Annotated in this window: 11 protein-coding genes; all 11 read left to right on the top strand. The window is 48.4% G+C overall.

The annotated features are described in order from the left end of the window. Positions 1-17: 17 nt before the first annotated feature. Positions 18-398, top strand: a complete 381-nt coding sequence (locus tag J3A84_RS12910) for a hypothetical protein (protein ID WP_207600449.1) — start codon at positions 18-20, stop codon at positions 396-398. A gap of 215 nt (positions 399-613) precedes the next feature. Beyond that, positions 614-1,543, top strand: coding sequence for a UDP-N-acetylmuramate dehydrogenase (murB, locus tag J3A84_RS12905; RefSeq protein WP_207600448.1), 930 nt, complete (start codon positions 614-616; stop codon positions 1,541-1,543). A 142-nt stretch (positions 1,544-1,685) separates the two neighbouring features. Further along, entirely contained in the window at positions 1,686-2,792 is a 1,107-nt protein-coding gene (gene hisC, locus J3A84_RS12900) for a histidinol-phosphate transaminase (protein ID WP_207600447.1), read from the top strand. A 22-nt stretch (positions 2,793-2,814) separates the two neighbouring features. Next, positions 2,815-3,276 (top strand): zinc ribbon domain-containing protein, encoded by a 462-nt coding sequence (locus tag J3A84_RS12895; RefSeq protein WP_207600446.1) that lies wholly within the window; start codon positions 2,815-2,817, stop codon positions 3,274-3,276. A gap of 234 nt (positions 3,277-3,510) precedes the next feature. Beyond that, entirely contained in the window at positions 3,511-4,521 is a 1,011-nt protein-coding gene (locus tag J3A84_RS12890; protein ID WP_207600445.1) for a LacI family DNA-binding transcriptional regulator, read from the top strand. A gap of 261 nt (positions 4,522-4,782) precedes the next feature. Next, entirely contained in the window at positions 4,783-7,902 is a 3,120-nt protein-coding gene (locus J3A84_RS12885; RefSeq protein ID WP_207600444.1) for a cellobiose phosphorylase, read from the top strand. Next, complete coding sequence (locus J3A84_RS12880; RefSeq protein ID WP_207600443.1) at positions 7,899-9,251, top strand: glycoside hydrolase family 30 protein; 1,353 nt, start codon at positions 7,899-7,901, stop codon at positions 9,249-9,251. Before J3A84_RS12885 ends, J3A84_RS12880 begins: the two co-directional genes overlap by 4 nt. Before the next feature lie 359 nt (positions 9,252-9,610). Next, positions 9,611-11,149, top strand: a complete 1,539-nt coding sequence (locus J3A84_RS12875) for an ABC transporter substrate-binding protein (protein WP_207600442.1) — start codon at positions 9,611-9,613, stop codon at positions 11,147-11,149. Between the two features lie 56 nt (positions 11,150-11,205). After that, positions 11,206-12,177 (top strand): carbohydrate ABC transporter permease, encoded by a 972-nt coding sequence (locus J3A84_RS12870; RefSeq protein WP_242694222.1) that lies wholly within the window; start codon positions 11,206-11,208, stop codon positions 12,175-12,177. Then, positions 12,164-13,072 carry a carbohydrate ABC transporter permease gene (locus J3A84_RS12865; RefSeq protein WP_242694221.1) on the top strand — a complete coding sequence of 303 codons (909 nt, stop codon included), beginning with the start codon at positions 12,164-12,166 and terminating at the stop codon, positions 13,070-13,072. The genes J3A84_RS12870 and J3A84_RS12865 overlap by 14 nt, the downstream gene beginning before the upstream one ends. A 24-nt stretch (positions 13,073-13,096) precedes the next feature. Then, positions 13,097-16,537, top strand: coding sequence for a hypothetical protein (locus J3A84_RS12860; protein ID WP_207600441.1), 3,441 nt, complete (start codon positions 13,097-13,099; stop codon positions 16,535-16,537). Positions 16,538-16,728: the final 191 nt, after the last annotated feature.

Genomic DNA, 16,728 nt, shown 5'->3' with positions numbered 1-16,728 from the left:
GAAAGGAAGGTTTTATCATGAAAAAAATGTGGATGATTCTACTGGTCATTACAGTTGCTGCGGTTTTCACAGGATGCCAGGGAAAGTCCCAGCTGAAAACCGGAACCTATCTACTGGATGGCAATGCGGAGAACTATATCTATGTGGTTCTTGATGAGAAAGGTGGCTTTCAGTTCAGCCGAGGTCTGGCGCTGTCCTACCGGCCCATGGGGTCCTATGAAGTGGAAGGGGACAGGCTGATCCTTCAAGCAGGTCCAGATGAGACCTATACTTTTCTCATCGATGGAGAGGTGCTGGTCTATCTGGAAGGATTCGGAGAGATCATTGAGAAGGGCAGCCGATTCATCTATTCAGAGGTCTCCATGCAGGTTCATGGAAACAGGGCTGTTTCAGGGTGATGGAAACAAAGCTCCTAGGGTTTTTCTTAGGAAATCAGTAATCTTTCCTTAACCATTCTGTTAAAATCATGTATTATAGTAATGATAAGGATAAATTTGCAGATATTGTGGGGCTAAGGATGCACTTCAGCAAGACTTTCACATAATGCCTATTTATTTATTTCGTCCTATTGTGTATAATGCATAGATGGAATTAAGTTTAAGGAGCATTGAGAATGAATAGATATTTGAATGCCTATGATGAATTGGCATCATTCCTCAACAAGGAGGAAATTCTACTGGACGAACCCATGAAGAACCACACCTGGTTTGAAATCGGCGGTACTGCGGATATTCTTGTGATTCCCCAATCGGTGGAAAAGCTGATCAAGGTGATTCATTATGTCAGAAAAAACAACATCCCCACTTTCCTCATCGGGAATGGGTCCAACCTGCTTGTAAAAGACGGTGGCATCCGAGGGATTGTCATAAAGACCGAAATGATCAATAGAATCTCTGTAGAGGGAGAAATCATCACAGCAGAATGCGGTGCACTTCTTGAAGATATTTCTGGAATCGCCTATGAGCATGGTCTCAGCGGGTTTGAGTTCGCATGCGGCATTCCGGGGACCTTGGGCGGAGCTGTATTCATGAATGCAGGAGCCTATGACGGGGAGATGTCTTTTGTTCTGGACAGCGTTCGCGTCATGACACCGGATCTGAAAGTGCTCACACTGAAGAGAGATGAGCTGGAACTGGGCTACAGGACGTCGGCGGTGAAAACCAACGGCTATGTGGTTCTGGATGCGAAGATTGTGCTGGAAGCTGGCAGCAAGGAAGAAATCAAAGCGAAGGTGGATGATCTGACCCATAGAAGAGAAGACAGACAGCCTCTGGAATTTCCATCTGCCGGCAGCACGTTCAAAAGACCCACTGGACATTATGCGGGTAAACTGATTCAGGATGCGGGCCTCAAAGGATACCAGATCGGTGGTGCTCAGGTTTCCGAGAAGCACAGTGGATTCGTCATCAACAAGGATCATGCGGAGGCCAAGGATGTGCTGGATCTCATCAGTTATATCCAGTCCACGGTGATGGATAAGTTCCATGTGGAGCTTTGCACGGAAGTGCTCATTGTGGGAGAAGACAAACAGGATATCATCTAGAATTGAATTTTATGGAAGAGAGACAGGATAGTTTCTCTTTCTTTTTTTGCCTTATTTCTGTACTGCTTGCGGGCAGGATTTCCTTGATTGGCCCATCTGCATGGGGTATCATCAGAGTATACGATTTCATAAGGGGGAAAACATGAATTATAGAATACGGGAAGAAATAAAGAACATGAAGAGATATGTGGCGGGGAAACCCATATCTGAAGTGAAGAGGGAGCTGGGGATCGAAACCGTGGTGAAAATGGCATCCAATGAGAATCCCTTCGGAGCCAGTCCGATGGTGAAGGAAGCGATTCTTAGAACCTGCGAGGATGTGAGCCTTTATCCGGATTCCGGATCCTTCGGACTGAGACAGGAACTGTCTCAGATGACCGGGAGACCCATGGAGGAGATCTTTGTAGGCGGAGGTTCCGATTCTCTCATCAAGGTCATTTCTTCCACCATGCTGAGCAGAGGAGACGAAATCATCATGGGAGAGCATTCCTTCTCCCGATACGAGGACAATGCGAAGCTCATGGGGGCTGTGGTGGTGAAGACCGATATGGAGAAACTGGTGCTGAACCTGGATGCCATGGAAAAGGCCATCACGGAGAAGACCAAGATCATCTACCTCTGCAATCCGAACAATCCCACGGGTTCGTCCTTCGGGAAGGCGGATTTTGAAGCGTTCATCGCCAAGGTGAGTAGTGACATCCTTGTCATCATGGATGAGGCGTACCGGGAGTATGTCACAAGAGAAGACTATTTCGATGCGCTGGAGTATCTGGATGACCATAAGAATCTCATTGTGCTCAGAACCTTCTCCAAGGCCTACGGCATGGCCGGTCTTCGTGTGGGCTACGGTTTTGCGGATCCGGAGCTTGTGGGGTACTTCTATCGCGTGGTGGATCCCTTTGATGTGAACCTCTTCGCTCAGGAAGCGGCGGTGGCTGCGCTCAGAGACCAGGCGTTTCTGAAGGAAGTCATTGAAAGGAATACGGAAGGCAAACATTTCTTCTACCGGGAGCTCGAAAAAATGGGACTGCCCTTTGTGGTATCCGATACGAACTTCATCCTCTGGGATACAAAGAAAGATGATATGGAGATCTTCCGAAGACTCATGAAGAAGGGCTATATCATAAGACCTGGCGGCTTCTTAGGCATTCCGGGACATATCCGTGTCACCATCTCCACCATGGAGAACAACAGAGGATTCATGAAGGCCTACAAGGAAGTTCTGAAAGAAATGGAAACGGGAAAATAGAAGATCAGTTGGAGGGAAATCCATGGACATGAACAAGAAAGATCCTAGAAAAATATCAGGTGAAAGAAAAGGTCTGTACTATATCGGTATGGGCATGAGTGCCATCGGGGTGGTGCTGTTCTTATCCGTATTCTACTATGCGTTTACGGGGATCGGAGGAAGCGGTATGGTGGAACCCGACTTCGGATTCATGAAGAACGGGTTCATCGGGTTCATTCTTATAGGAGCAGGGGGATTCGTCATGAATCTAGGGGCGAAAGGCGCTGCGGGGTCAGGTCTTGTGCTGGATCCCGAGAAGGCCAGAGAGGACCTGAATCCCTACACCTCCGCGGCAGGCGGGATGATCAGTGATGCCTTGAAGGAAGTGGAGGTGCTGAAGAAGTCGGGGGAAGAAAAGGCTGAAATCAGAGTCCGATGCAGGCATTGCAGAGAACTGAATGAAGAAGATGCCAGGTACTGCAAAAGCTGCGGGAAGGAAATGTAAGGAGTCAGTCAAGGATGTGGCAGGTTGAATCAGGCTGCATCCCTTTTTTCAGCTGTAAAATTCCGGTTTCCGGGGTTATTGATGAAATTCGAGAAGCGGAATGGATTGGGATGATTGAAGAAATGTGAATTCTGGTGTAGAATTGCTAAGAAGACAAAAAACTGAAACTGTTTCTGAAAAGCAGAACAGTTCCATAGGGAAACGGATTTTACTCAAGAACAGGGAGATAGAAGAATGGTGACGATATACGATATTGCAAAGAAAGCGGGTTGTTCATCCAGTACGGTGTCCAAGGCACTGAACAATTCCTCGACAATCAGCAAGAAGCGAAAAGAAGAGATCATAGCGATTGCGAAGCTCATGGGATATGTTCCGAACTCAAACGCAAGACAGCTTGCGACAAAGAACAGCTGGTCCATTGGGATTCTCTTCAGCGAGGATCTGAACATCGGTCTGGAGCATCACTTTTTCGGTGGTGTGCTGGAGGCTTTCAAGACCTATGTGGAGGACCTGGGCTATGAAGTGACCTTTGTTTCCAAGAAAGTGGGACATCAGTCACTGAGCTATCTCGAATGGTGCAAATACAAGAATGTGGATGGGGTATTCATCGTGACGGTGGATGTGGATGATGTCAATCTCAAAGAGCTTACAGAAAGCGGCATTCCCATCGTGACGGTGGATAATGGCGTCCTGAACGTGCCGACGATCATTTCGGACAACTACCAGGGAACAAGGATGGTGCTGAACTATCTGAGACTGAAGGGGGCGAAGAATATTGCCCATATAGCAGGACCCATGAGATCCTTTGCGGCCCAGGAACGTATCGATGCCTACAGAGATGTATTAACCAAAGCCGGAGTTGAAATCGATGAAAAGCTCATTATTGAAGCCAACAACTATGATTTCAACAGCGGTAAGAATGCTTTGTACCAGCTGGTCAGCCAGTATGGCGGCGTTCCGGATGCCATCTATGCTGCCAGTGACGACATCGCTCTTGGTGCCATCAGGGCGCTGAAGGAGCTGGGGTACAAGGTTCCTGAAGATGTATGTGTTGTAGGATTTGACAACATCGAGCTGACGAAATACACCTCGCCTGCCCTGACGACCATCGCTCAGGACAAGGTGAAAATCGGCAGAGAAGCGGCCAAGCATCTGATTGCACTCATCAATCATGAAATAGAGAGTACGCCCGGCATCGTGAAACGCGTACCGGTTGAACTGGTCATTCGGGAATCAACAAAATAAGACTGGACGATCAGTCCGTGAGAAGAGATCTGAACAAATCAGGTCTTTTTTTTGCGTTGTAAGAAAAAGGGCAGGTGTAATATCAGAACGGAGAAAATCGGTGAATAAAAACTGATTTCACAGATTCTTGTATTTGCTTAATGGAATTCCTATGCTATCATAGACTAAGCGAAACCGATTTCGTAAATAGTTATTATCGAAAAAAGATATGGAGTGTAAGCGAAATCGGCATTCTTAAATCACTGTTCAACAGGAGGAACTATGGGATATTATTATAAGGACAAAGAATTTGTCATAGAAAATTACGATAAAAGGAAACCCTTTTCCAGTTTTCTTCCAGGGATTGCGGGTATCCGAGGCATCCCTTTATGGGTATATTACGCGAATCGCGGGCAGGGCATCACCAGTTTCGGGCTAAGAGACAAAAACGAACCGATCCAGGAGTTTTTTCCCGCCAACACCAGCTATCAGTATGTGGACCGATACGGGTTCCGCAGTTTCGTGAAGGTGGATGGGGAAGTCTACGAACCTTTTGCTCCAGGCAGTCGTGATGTGGTGAAGAGAACCATGTTCATCGCCCAGGGGCATTTCACCATCGAGGAAATCAATGAAACCCGAAAGATCACCTACCGAGTCACCTATTTCGGGCTAACCAATGAGCCGGTGGCAGGGCTTGTCAGAGAAGTGGAGATCGTGAATGACGGAGCTGCAAGAATCCTGGAAGTTGTGGACGGGATTGCGAATATCCTCCCTTCGGGCACCACCAATGAAACCTTTAAGAACATGTCGAATCTCATGGTTTCCTGGATGGGCGTGGAAAACATGGACCACCATATTCCGTTCTATAAATTCAGAGCTTCCAGTGGAGACGATGCCGAAATATCCATGGTTCAGAAAGGGCATTTCTACCTTTCCTTCATGGAGGACGGGCAGCTGATCCCTCCCATTGTGGATCTGGAGAAAATCTTCGGCTATGACACGTCCTTGTCAGTGCCGACAACGATGGAAAGCCATAGCCTGGAAGAGTTGGATCTCAAGAATCAGGTGCTGGTCAATAAAGTGCCTTGCGGGTTCTCTCCCGTATCGAAAAAGCTTGAAGCCGGGGAGCATCTTAACATCCATACCATCATTGGCAGTGTTTCCGATGTGGAAATCATCAATGAGAAAGCCAAGGCTTTCACGAAAACAGCATACATTTCCCGTAAACGTGAAGAAGCGGAGGAGGTCCTCGATGAACTGGTGAATGTGATCCGAACGGAGTCAGCCTATCCGGTCTTTGATGCCTATCTGAAGCAGAATTTTCTGGATAATACCTTGCGAGGCGGGTTTCCGCTGGTATTCGGAGAGGGGGACCAGAGAAAGGTCTACCACGTGTTCTCCAGAAAGCACGGGGATCCTGAACGGGATTACAACTTCTTCTCTCTCGCGCCTGAGTTCTATTCTCAGGGAAACGGAAACTTCAGGGATGTGAATCAGAACAGACGAAGTGATGTGCTTTTTACGCCGGAGGCAGGACTGTTCAATGTGAAGATGTTCATGAATCTCCTGCAGCTGGACGGATACAATCCCCTGGGGGTTCAGGGTACCACGTTCACCATAGAAGCATCTGCGATGGAGGTGCTGATGGGAAAATATGTCCTTGAAGGGCAGGAGAAACTGAGAGAGGTTCTTTCCGGCAAATTCACGCCGGGCAATGTATCCATGAAGATTCTTCTGGAGGGGATCAGGCTTGATATCGGCGAGGACGCATTCATGGATCGTCTTCTGGAAGAAGCGGAGCAGCACATTGAAGCCGTCTATGGGGAAGGGTACTGGTCCGATCACTGGACATACAATTTCGATCTAGTTGAAAGTTATCGGAGCGTCTACCCTGACCGGATCGAGGAGATGCTGTTCGAAGATGAAACCTATCGGTACTACGACAGTCCGGTCCATGTTCTGCCCAGACGCGAAAAATACGGACGAACGGAAAATGGGGTCATCAGGCAATATGGCGCCATAGAGGAGGAAGAGCATTCTAGCCGATTCGAGCAGTCAAACTGGAAGCGTGTCGGGGGAGAAATCTACAAAGTGAGTCTCGCACAGAAGCTCCTGCATCATGTGATGATCAAGTTCACGACCCTGGATCCTTTCGGCATGGGCGTGGAAATGGAAGCGGACAGACCCGGGTGGAATGATGCCATGAACGGTCTTCCAGGACTGTTCGGATCAGGGATGAGTGAGACCGTGGAACTGGTGAGGGTGGTCAGGTTCCTGAGGGAGAATCTGACAAGACCGGTGCGTCTCCTTGATGTCAGTCATCATCTCTACAGTCGGATCACTGAGGTGCTTTCCAGGGAGATGTCACTGTTTGAAAGATGGGATGCGTTGACTTCTCTGCGAGAGGACTTCAGGGAAAAGATCAGAGAGGACATCGGCGGAAATGAAGTCCTTGTGGATGCGAAGGAAGCCGGCCAGTTTCTGGAAAGGCTGGAGGGGGTTCTTATGGATGGAATCAACCGGGCGAAAACCCTCCATGAGGGCGTGCTTCCCACCTATCTCATCTATAAGGTTACGGATTATGAAGTGCTGGAAGGAAAGACTCCTTACGGACTGCAGAGGGTTCGTGTCAAGGGCTTTGAACTGGAGAAGGTCCCGTTTTTTCTGGAGGGTCCTGCAAGATTCCTGAAGATCGGGACGGCAGAGGAAAACAGAGCTCTGCATCACCGCATAAGAAATTCAGGTATGTATGATCCGGTCCTGAAAACCTACAGGACCAGTGCATCGCTGGAGGATATGAGCTATGAGACCGGTAGAATCAGAGCGTTCACCCCAGGTTGGCTGGAAAGGGAGAGCAATTTTCTGCACATGACCTACAAGTATCTTCTGGGACTTCTGAAAGGAGGGCTTCCGGATCTGTTCTTCGAGGAAATCAGAACGAATCTGGTCTGTTTCATGGATCCTGAAGTCTATGGGCGATCCACGCTGGAAAACTCCAGCTTCATTGCCAGCAGTCTGAATCCCAACAGTAAACTGCATGGGCAGGGATTTGTGTCCAGGCTCAGCGGGTCCACAGCGGAGATGCTCAGCATCTGGCAGCATATGATGTTCGGGAAATCCTTGTTCACCTTCAGCGGCGAACTGTGTTTCTCACCGGAGCCGATTCTCGGGGCGGATTTCTTTGTGGATGGAAGGGTTACGACCACGCTTCTATCCGACATGGAGTTCATCATAGAAAATGACACCGGGCTGCCCACCTATTCAGAGCGGGTGTGCATCGATCACTACAAGGTGGACGGAAAAGCATATGCATGCATCTGTGGAGATCTGGCGCAGAAAGTGAGAGACCGTGAGGTGAAACAGATCATCATGATATACAAGTTGAAGGAGGAATCACTATGAAAGTCAAAGCAATCAGGTCCGAGAAGAGAGATCTGAAATTCTGGAAAACTCTGCCCGAAAGAGAAACGGGTCATTATGATCCGAAAAGACCCGTAATTGCCGTGAACAGCAGGGTGGAATATCAGGAATTCATGGGTTTCGGTGGCGCGTTTACGGAATCAGCTGCCTTCACCCTGTCTGAAGCTCCTGAAACGGTTCGGGAGGAAGCTCTTCGTGCCTATTTTTCAAAGTTGGAAGGGCTCGGGTATGTTCTGGGAAGAGTGCACATCAACTCCAGTGATTTTTCGCTGGAAAACTATACCTATGTGGAAGAAGGGGATCAGGATCTGAGCACTTTCGATCTTTCAAGAGAGGACAGATGGGTTGTGCCCATGATCAGGGATGCCATGAGACATGCGGAAGAACCTCTGAAGCTTCTTGCTTCTCCGTGGAGTCCTCCGGGGTACATGAAGGATACCGGGGAAATGAATTACGGTGGAAAGCTCCTGCCGCAGTTCGCTGATATCTGGGCGAAATATTATGCCCGATACATCGAAGAAATGAAAAAGCGTGGAATCGGCATCTGGGCCGTCAGTGTCCAGAATGAGCCTCTGGCCACCCAGACCTGGGATTCCTGTATATACACAGCGGAAGAAGAACGTGATTTTGTGAAGCACCATCTGGGTCCTGTTATAAGTGCAACCCACCCTGACACAAAGATCATTGTGTGGGATCACAACAGGGATGTTCTGGTGGAGCGAGGGGCAGTGGTGCTGTCGGACCTGGAGGCAGCCCAGTATGTGTGGGGTGTCGGCAATCACTGGTATGTGAGCGAGGCATTCGAAAATCTCACGGCGCTCCACAACATGTTTCCGGATAAACATATTCTGTTTACGGAAGGCTGCGTGGAACTGACCACCACATCCGAGAATGCGGTGCATAACGGATATCTCGGTTCCTGGTCCAACGGGGAGCGATACGGCCGCAATATCATGGGTGACTTCAACAACTGGAGCAGAGGATGGATCGACTGGAACCTGGTTCTGAATGAGATCGGAGGGCCCAATCATGTCTACAATTACTGTGAAGCGCCCATCATGTATGACCGGAACACGGAGAAGCTCATCTACAACAATTCCTATTATTATATCGGTCATTTCTCGAAATACATCGCTGTGGGGGCAAGAAGACTGGAAATCAGTGTGACCAAGGAAGACGTCCATGCGGTGGCATTCAGAAACCCTGATGGCAGGATTGTGGTGGTTGCGCAGAATGAAGGGTTCATCGCTGAACTTTCTCTCGTGGTGGACGGGGAAGGGCTGAACATCAATCTGCCGGACAACTCCATCACCACCTTCATCATCGGATAAATAAGGAAAGCGGTTTCGAAAATGTGAAATATGAGGCGTCTGGTTGCTGATCAGAGCCTTGTGGAGAGGATGCGTATGCAATAGTGGAAGGGAGTCTTCCGCTGGCAGTCAGAAGACGCATCAAAAACGGAGAAACATCTGAAATCAGCTGATTTTCAGGTGAAATGAGATTATGGGCTGTCAATCTCATAATATGGATTCAAAAGCGCTACTGAAAGAAACAGATGTTTTCTCCTTTTTAAAAGGTTTTCATTTTCATAAAAAACTTTTAAAAAACTATTGAAACCGCTTTCGTAAATGTGCTATATTATGGGTGCGACATAATGAGTGTTGAAATAAAGGAAAAAGGGGTTAATCGAATGAAAATCAAAAAAATACTTTCATTCCTGATGGCATCTATGTTTGTACTTTCTGCCTGCGGCACATCTGAGGAGGCGCCAAATGTAGAGGTGGATCCATCCAAAGACTATTCAAATGAGAAACTGGTGATCTGGTCCTTCACAGACGAACTGGAGACAGCCGGAGACATTGATCATTTCAAGGAACTATATACAGCGGAAGGCAAACCTCTGGAAGGCATGGAAGTGGAGTTTGTTGCAGTATCCATTCAGGACGGTTATATGGATAAGATTCTGCCTGCACTATCCTCCGGCAACGGACCAGATGTATTCACTGGAGAGCTTGACCACATCAAGCAATTCATTGAAGCTGGATACTATGCCGACATTGAAACCATGATGGAAAATGATCCTGATGTGGATCTTGCTGCAGAGAAAGCGGATTATGCGGAGTATATCTGGCAGTCCGGAATCGATCCAGCCACAGAGAAGCTTGCCGCTTTATCCTGGCAGGTGACACCTGGTGCCATCTTCTTCAAAACAGATATGGCTGCTGAAGTATGGGGCACAGAAGCCGGATTCCCAGCAGAAGGGTCTGAAGACTACAACACCGCTGTGACAAACTGGATGAACGAAAACAAGTTCGATAGCATCGAGAATATGCTTGAAGCGCAGGAGGAAGTCAAAGCCTACAATCCGAACTGGAGACTGTTTCCGGATGATCAGGCGGTAAGACACTTCGCTGCAGGTACAAACGATCCTGCGAAATGGGTCGATGAAGACGGAAAACTGAATGCGGATAAAATCAAGGAACAGATTCCATATATCAATCTGGTGAAGGAAATGTACGGTGAAACCATCGATGCATCACTGACTGCCAATGCAGCAGAGTGGAGTGGTCCCTGGTTTGATGCCATGGACAAGGACCTGACCGATGCAGAAGGAAAGACCTGGCAGGTCATGGCGTACTCCATGCCTACATGGGGCCTGAGATACATCATTGAACCGAACATGGAAAAAGTGGATGCGGAGGGCAACACACTGGCAAAGCCGGCAGAAGACGCATCTCAGGAAGAAAAGGACGCATATGAGAATGCGGCATTCAAAGGCAACTGGGGTATGGCATCCGGACCGAATTCCTATTTCTGGGGTGGAACTTATCTGGGTGTCAACGCAGATTCCGAAAATCCCGAAGCGGCATTCGCTTTCCTGAAATCCATGCTGTTTGACAAGGAAAGACTGGCAGAGCGTCAGGAAGCAGATGGAGACATGTATTCCGTCGAGTCCGTCATGGCACCGGTCATTGCAGACTACGAAGGCAGACAGTCCCTGGGCGGAATGAATCACCTGAAGGTATTCAGTGAAGAAGCGGCCAAGATCGATCTATCCAATGTAACAGTCTATGACAGAGGTCTCAATGATCTTCTGGGTACACACATCACAAACTACAAGCAGGGTGCTTCAGGTTACAGCTCCATTGCAGATGTGCTGACTGCTTTCTATAATGATGTCAAGGTGACCTACCCTGAAATCTATGTGGATGGGCTGCCAACAGAATAAAGAAAAAAACTATGCAGAAGTAGACGTGAAGTCTACTTTTGCATATGGAGGTAAAAATGAAAAAAACAAAAGAAAGGAAAGGATATTTTTTTATCACACCATTTTTTCTGGTGTTCGCCCTGTTCAATGTATATCCGATTCTGTTCACATTGTACCTGTCCATGACGAGATTCAAAGGTTATGGACCACAGGTGTTCATCGGAGCTGAAAACTTCAAACTGGTTTTCAATGACCCCAATGTGGTGGATGCATTCTTCAATACCATCAGAATCTGGGCAGTGAATATTTTCTTCCAGATTTTCCTGGCGTTTCTATTGGTCATGATTTTCTCGGACATCAAGTATAAAGTCAAAGGACTGGGCTTCTTTCGAGTTGTGTTCTATCTTCCGAATCTCATCGCATCCGCGACCATAGCACTGATTTTCGTGAAGCTTCTCGACAGAGACTATGGCGTTGTGAATCAGGTGCTCTTCAATATCGGGTGGATTGATACCGCCATCGGATGGCTGACGAAGCCGATTCTGGCTCAGATGAGTGTTTCAGGGATTCAGACCTGGATGTGGTTCGGCAACTCCTTCATTCTATTCATGGCTTCCGTGCAGGCTGTGAGCAAAGAGACCTTTGAAGCAGCAAGAATCGATGGGGCCAACAGATTCCAGATCATGAAGAACATCACCATACCTTCCATCAAGCCCATCCTCATGTATGTCATGGTCACGGGTCTCATAGGGGGGCTTCAGCTCTTTGATATTCCCTTTCTCATTACCGACAGCAGAGGGTTTCCGGAAGGCAGTCTGAACACGATGATTGTGTACATCTACAATATGGCCTTCGTCTACAGAAACTATGGTTATGCTTCTGCCCTTTCTTTTGTACTATTCCTCCTCATCATGGTATTTACAGCGGTCTTCACCATTGCGACAAACAGAAGAGAAATCAGAGAGTTTTTTGAAAACAGGAAAGAGAAGAAAGCGAGAAAGAAAGAAGTTTTAATGATGAAAGGCGGTGATCCTCATGAAAGACAATAGAGTGAAAGAACAAATCAGTCCACAGACCGATGAGCAGAGACGTAAAGAGATACGAAGAAACAAAGCGAAGAAAGTCATGGTCTATAGCCTGATCTATCTTTTCCTTGCATTTCTTGTGGTCATTGCCGTCATTCCTTTCTGGATCGTGCTTATCAATGCCACCCGTGACGGAATGTCCATTTCAACCCAGGGCATTTCGCTGATTCCAGGAACAAGTCTGGTGGAAAACTACAGGATTCTGGTGGACAACGTGGATGTGGTCAGGGGCTTCATGAACTCCCTGAAGATCGCAGTGGCGGTGACGGTGTTATCGGGATATTTCTCGGCGCTGACGGCTTACGGATTCCATGTGTTCAACTTCAGAGGAAAGAATGTCCTGTTCGGACTGATCCTCATATTCATGATGGTTCCCAGCCAGCTGGCGTTTCTTGGCTATGTCAGACTGATGACCCAGATCGGGCTCATGGATAATCATCTTGCGCTGATCATACCAGCCATCGCCTCCATCGGAACGGTGTTTTTCCTGAGAGCCTACATCAGTTCCTCCCTCGGCAAGGAGGTCATCGAGGCCGCCAGAATAGATGGCGCAGGAGAGCTCTACATTTTCCATAGAATCGCGCTGCCGCTCATGGCTCCGGGTGTGGCGACCATGTCGATTTTCACCTTCATCGGGTCCTGGAATAATTATCTCAGTGCAAGAGTCATTCTGAGTTCCAAGGCGAATGAAACACTGCCCATGGTCATTTCCTCCCTGAAGGCACTGAGAATATGGTATCAGAATCAGGGAGCGATTTATCTCGGCTTTGCCATCTCCATTGTACCGATTGTTGTGGTGTTTATATTCGCTTCCAAATACCTCATTGAAAATATTTCAGCCGGTGCAGTGAAAGGCTAATCACACTGATGAAAGGAATTAACGATGAAAGATAAGAATTTATATATCGGCGACTGTGTGCTCCATGCGGACTCGCCGGAGATTTCATTAACCACAGTGGAAATGAAGGGGGAAACATACTTCCGGATCAGCGATTTTCATGAAATGCCTCCTTTTTTCATGACCATCGTCAACGACGGAGATTTCTGGCTTTTTGTTTCCAGTACCGGCGGACTCACCGCGGGTCGGGGGAATCCCGACAACGCACTGTTTCCCTATGTGACGGACGATAAGGTTCATGACAGCATTGAGACCACAGGTCCCGATACGGCTTTGATCGTGTCTGATGGGGGAAAACGCAGCCTCTGGCAGCCTTTCACCAGTCACAATGCGGATCTATACAGAATCAAGAGAAATCTCTATAAGAACACCATGGGCAACAAGATCATGTTCGAGGAAGAGAACCTGGATCTGAAGCTGACCTACCGATACACCTGGAAGATGAGCAGCCGGTACGGTCTGGTCAAAGAGTCTGAACTCCTGAGCCATTCCAGTGAAGCGCTTACCGTACGTGTGCTGGACGGCATCAGAAACATCCTGCCCTACGGCGTGGATGCACTGGCTCAGGCGAGCCGCAGCACCCTCATTGACGGATATAAGCGCAGTGAGCTGGTGGAGGAATCAGCCCTGGGCATCTTCACCCTCAGTTCCATCATATCGGATCAGCCCGAACCCAGTGAATCGCTCAAAGCGACGACGGTTTGGGCCAAGGGGCTGGAACAGCCGACACTTCTTCTCTCGGAGCATCAGGTCAGAAGCTTCAGAAGAGGGGCTGACATCACGACGGAATATGACATCAAGGGTCAGAGAGGCGCGTTCTATGTGTCTTCAGCGCTGAAGCTGGCTGCTTCCGAGACAAGAAAATGGATTATGGTTTCGGAGCTCCAGCAGAGCGCGGCGGATATCGAAGCGCTGATCAGTGAAATCCGTGAAGGGGACAGCATCCTCCGCAGTCTGGAAGCGGATCTTAATAGAGGCGATGAGAATCTCAAGAAGCTTGTGTTTGACGCCGACGGATGCCAGATGACGGAAAAGAAAATGGATAGCTACAGACACTTTTCCAACACCCTGTACAATATCATGCGTGGTGGAATCTATGCGGACGGCTACAATGTCTTTACAGAGGACCTGAAGGCGTTCATCGGAAAATGGAATAAGGATCTCCTCGCAAGGCACAGAAACATGCTGGATGCTCTGTCTGAAGAGAAGAATTATGCGGAGCTTATAGCTCTGGTGGAAAAAACCGGGGATAAAGATCTCATGAGAATCCTTCTGGAGTATCTCCCATTGACCTATTCCAGACGACATGGGGATCCCAGCCGTCCATGGAATAAATTCAACATCAAGATCAGCGGGGAAGATGGAAAGAGGAATCTGAACTTTGAAGGGAACTGGAGAGATATTTTCCAGAACTGGGAAGCGCTTTCCCTGTCGTTCCCTGGCTACATCGAAAGCATCATCGCGAAGTTCGTCAACGCTTCCACACCGGACGGATACAATGCCTATCGCATTACCAAGGACGGTGTGGACTGGGAAGAACCGGATCCCACGGACCCCTGGTCAAACATCGGATACTGGGGAGACCATCAGGTCATCTATCTTCTGAAGCTCATGGAGCTGTCGAAGAAGTACCATCCGCACAAGCTCAGTGAAATGCTGGACAAGGAGATCTTTGTCTATGCCGATGTGCCATACAGAATCAAGGGCATCGAGGATCTCGTGAGAGACCCCAAGAATTCCATCGACTATGATGAAGCTTCGGCGGAAGCCATCAGAAGAAGAGTGGACCGGTATGGCGCTGATGGTAAGCTGCACTTCATCGGAGAAGAGATCTATCATGTGAATCTGACGGAAAAACTCCTTGCGGTGCTGCTCTCCAAATTATCAAACTATATCCCTGATGGCGGCATCTGGATGAACACCCAGCGTCCGGAATGGAACGATGCCAACAACGCTCTGGTGGGTAACGGGGTTTCCATGGTCACGCTTTACTATCTATACCGTTATCTGGGCTTCATGGATACGCTGCTGGAAGCTGAAGAAGGCTCCGTGGCCGTTTCCGGAGAAATGAAAAGGATGCTTATGGACACGCTGAAGGTTCTTGAAGAAAGCACAGAAATGCTGGATCAGGGCATAAGTGATGAAGCACGATATGAAATCGTCATGAATCTCGGGCGCATCGGGACGGATTACCGCCAGAAGATCTATGCCCATGGTTTTACGGGTGAAAAGGCGAAGCTTGCCTATGGTGACATCCGAAGACTGCTGAATGCCGCGAAGGGGCATCTGGATGCCACCATCGCCGCAAACAGAAGAGCGGATGGACTCTATCATTCCTACAATCTGCTCCGATTCGATGAGAACACCTGCAGCCTGAGTCATCTCTATGAGATGCTGGAAGGTCAGGTGGCGGTCTTAAGCTCCGGCGCTTTAAGCAGCAGAGAAGCGATCAGGGTCCTTGAGGCGCTGAAGAGAAGCCGGATCTATCGAGAGGATCAGAACAGCTATATGCTCTATCCGGTGCGAGAACTGCCACTGTTCCTTCAGAAGAACATCATTCCTGAGGAAGCGGTGAAATCCTCTTCGCTTCTTCAGAAGGAACTTGAGAAAGGATCCGGAAGATTCATTGAACAGGATGTGAAGGGGCAGTACCGTTTCAACGGACAGTTCAGAAATGCCAAGGAAATCGTGAATGCTCTGGCTTCCGGGACGGACTATGAACCGGCAGAGATTGAGAAAGTCGGCGCGATCTTCCATGAGATGTTCGAACATCATGCCTTTACAGGTCGCTCGGGAACCTTCTACAAATATGAGGGGCTTGGAAGCATCTACTGGCATATGGTATCGAAACTTGTGCTGGCGGCTAAGGAAAATCATGAGCTTGCCCTGAGAGATGGTGAACTGGAGGTTGCGGACCAGCTGGCGGAGCACTTCCGTGACCTGAAGGCGGGCATCGGTGTGGATAAATCGCCTCTGGACTATGGCGCATTCCCAAGTGACGCCTATTCCCATACCCCCAGTTTTGCTGGGGTTCAGCAGCCTGGCATGACCGGGCAGGTCAAAGAGGATTTCATCACCAGATTCAGCGAGCTGGGTGTCTTAGTGTCAGATGGAGAAATCCGATTCGATCCAAGCATGCTGTCGGAAGAGGAGTTCCTGAAGAAACAGGTGGACTGGGTGCTTCCGGAAAGAACGCTGGACATCCGGGAAAATCAGCTGGGCTTCACCATCTGTTCTGTTCCGGTGATTTATGAGCTCAGTGACCACGATGCGGTATCGGTCTTCTATGAAAATGGGGACAGGTATACCTTCGAGAACACTCTGAAGCTTAACAGGGAGATTTCAGGCAGTATCTTCAGACGGGATGGAAAATTTGACAAGATCATTGTGCAGATCAACAGGAAGAAAACGCGGAAGAAGGCGTAAAGGATTCGTTACTCCCATTTTCACTTTCCTGATCGGCAGTACACGGGGAATCGGCTCTAAAAGCCGGTTCCCTTTACTATGCTGCACATTCGCTCCTTTATTTAGAAAATGCGATAAAGAAGAGGCATGTTCTTCATCGAATAAGCTGTGGTATAATCAAAGGTAAGAACAAGAGGAATTAGTGGTGTGTA

The organism is Proteiniclasticum aestuarii (assembly GCF_017368455.1).
Classification (GTDB): domain Bacteria; phylum Bacillota; class Clostridia; order Clostridiales; family Clostridiaceae; genus Proteiniclasticum; species Proteiniclasticum aestuarii.
This window is presented reverse-complemented; position numbering and strand designations above follow the sequence as displayed.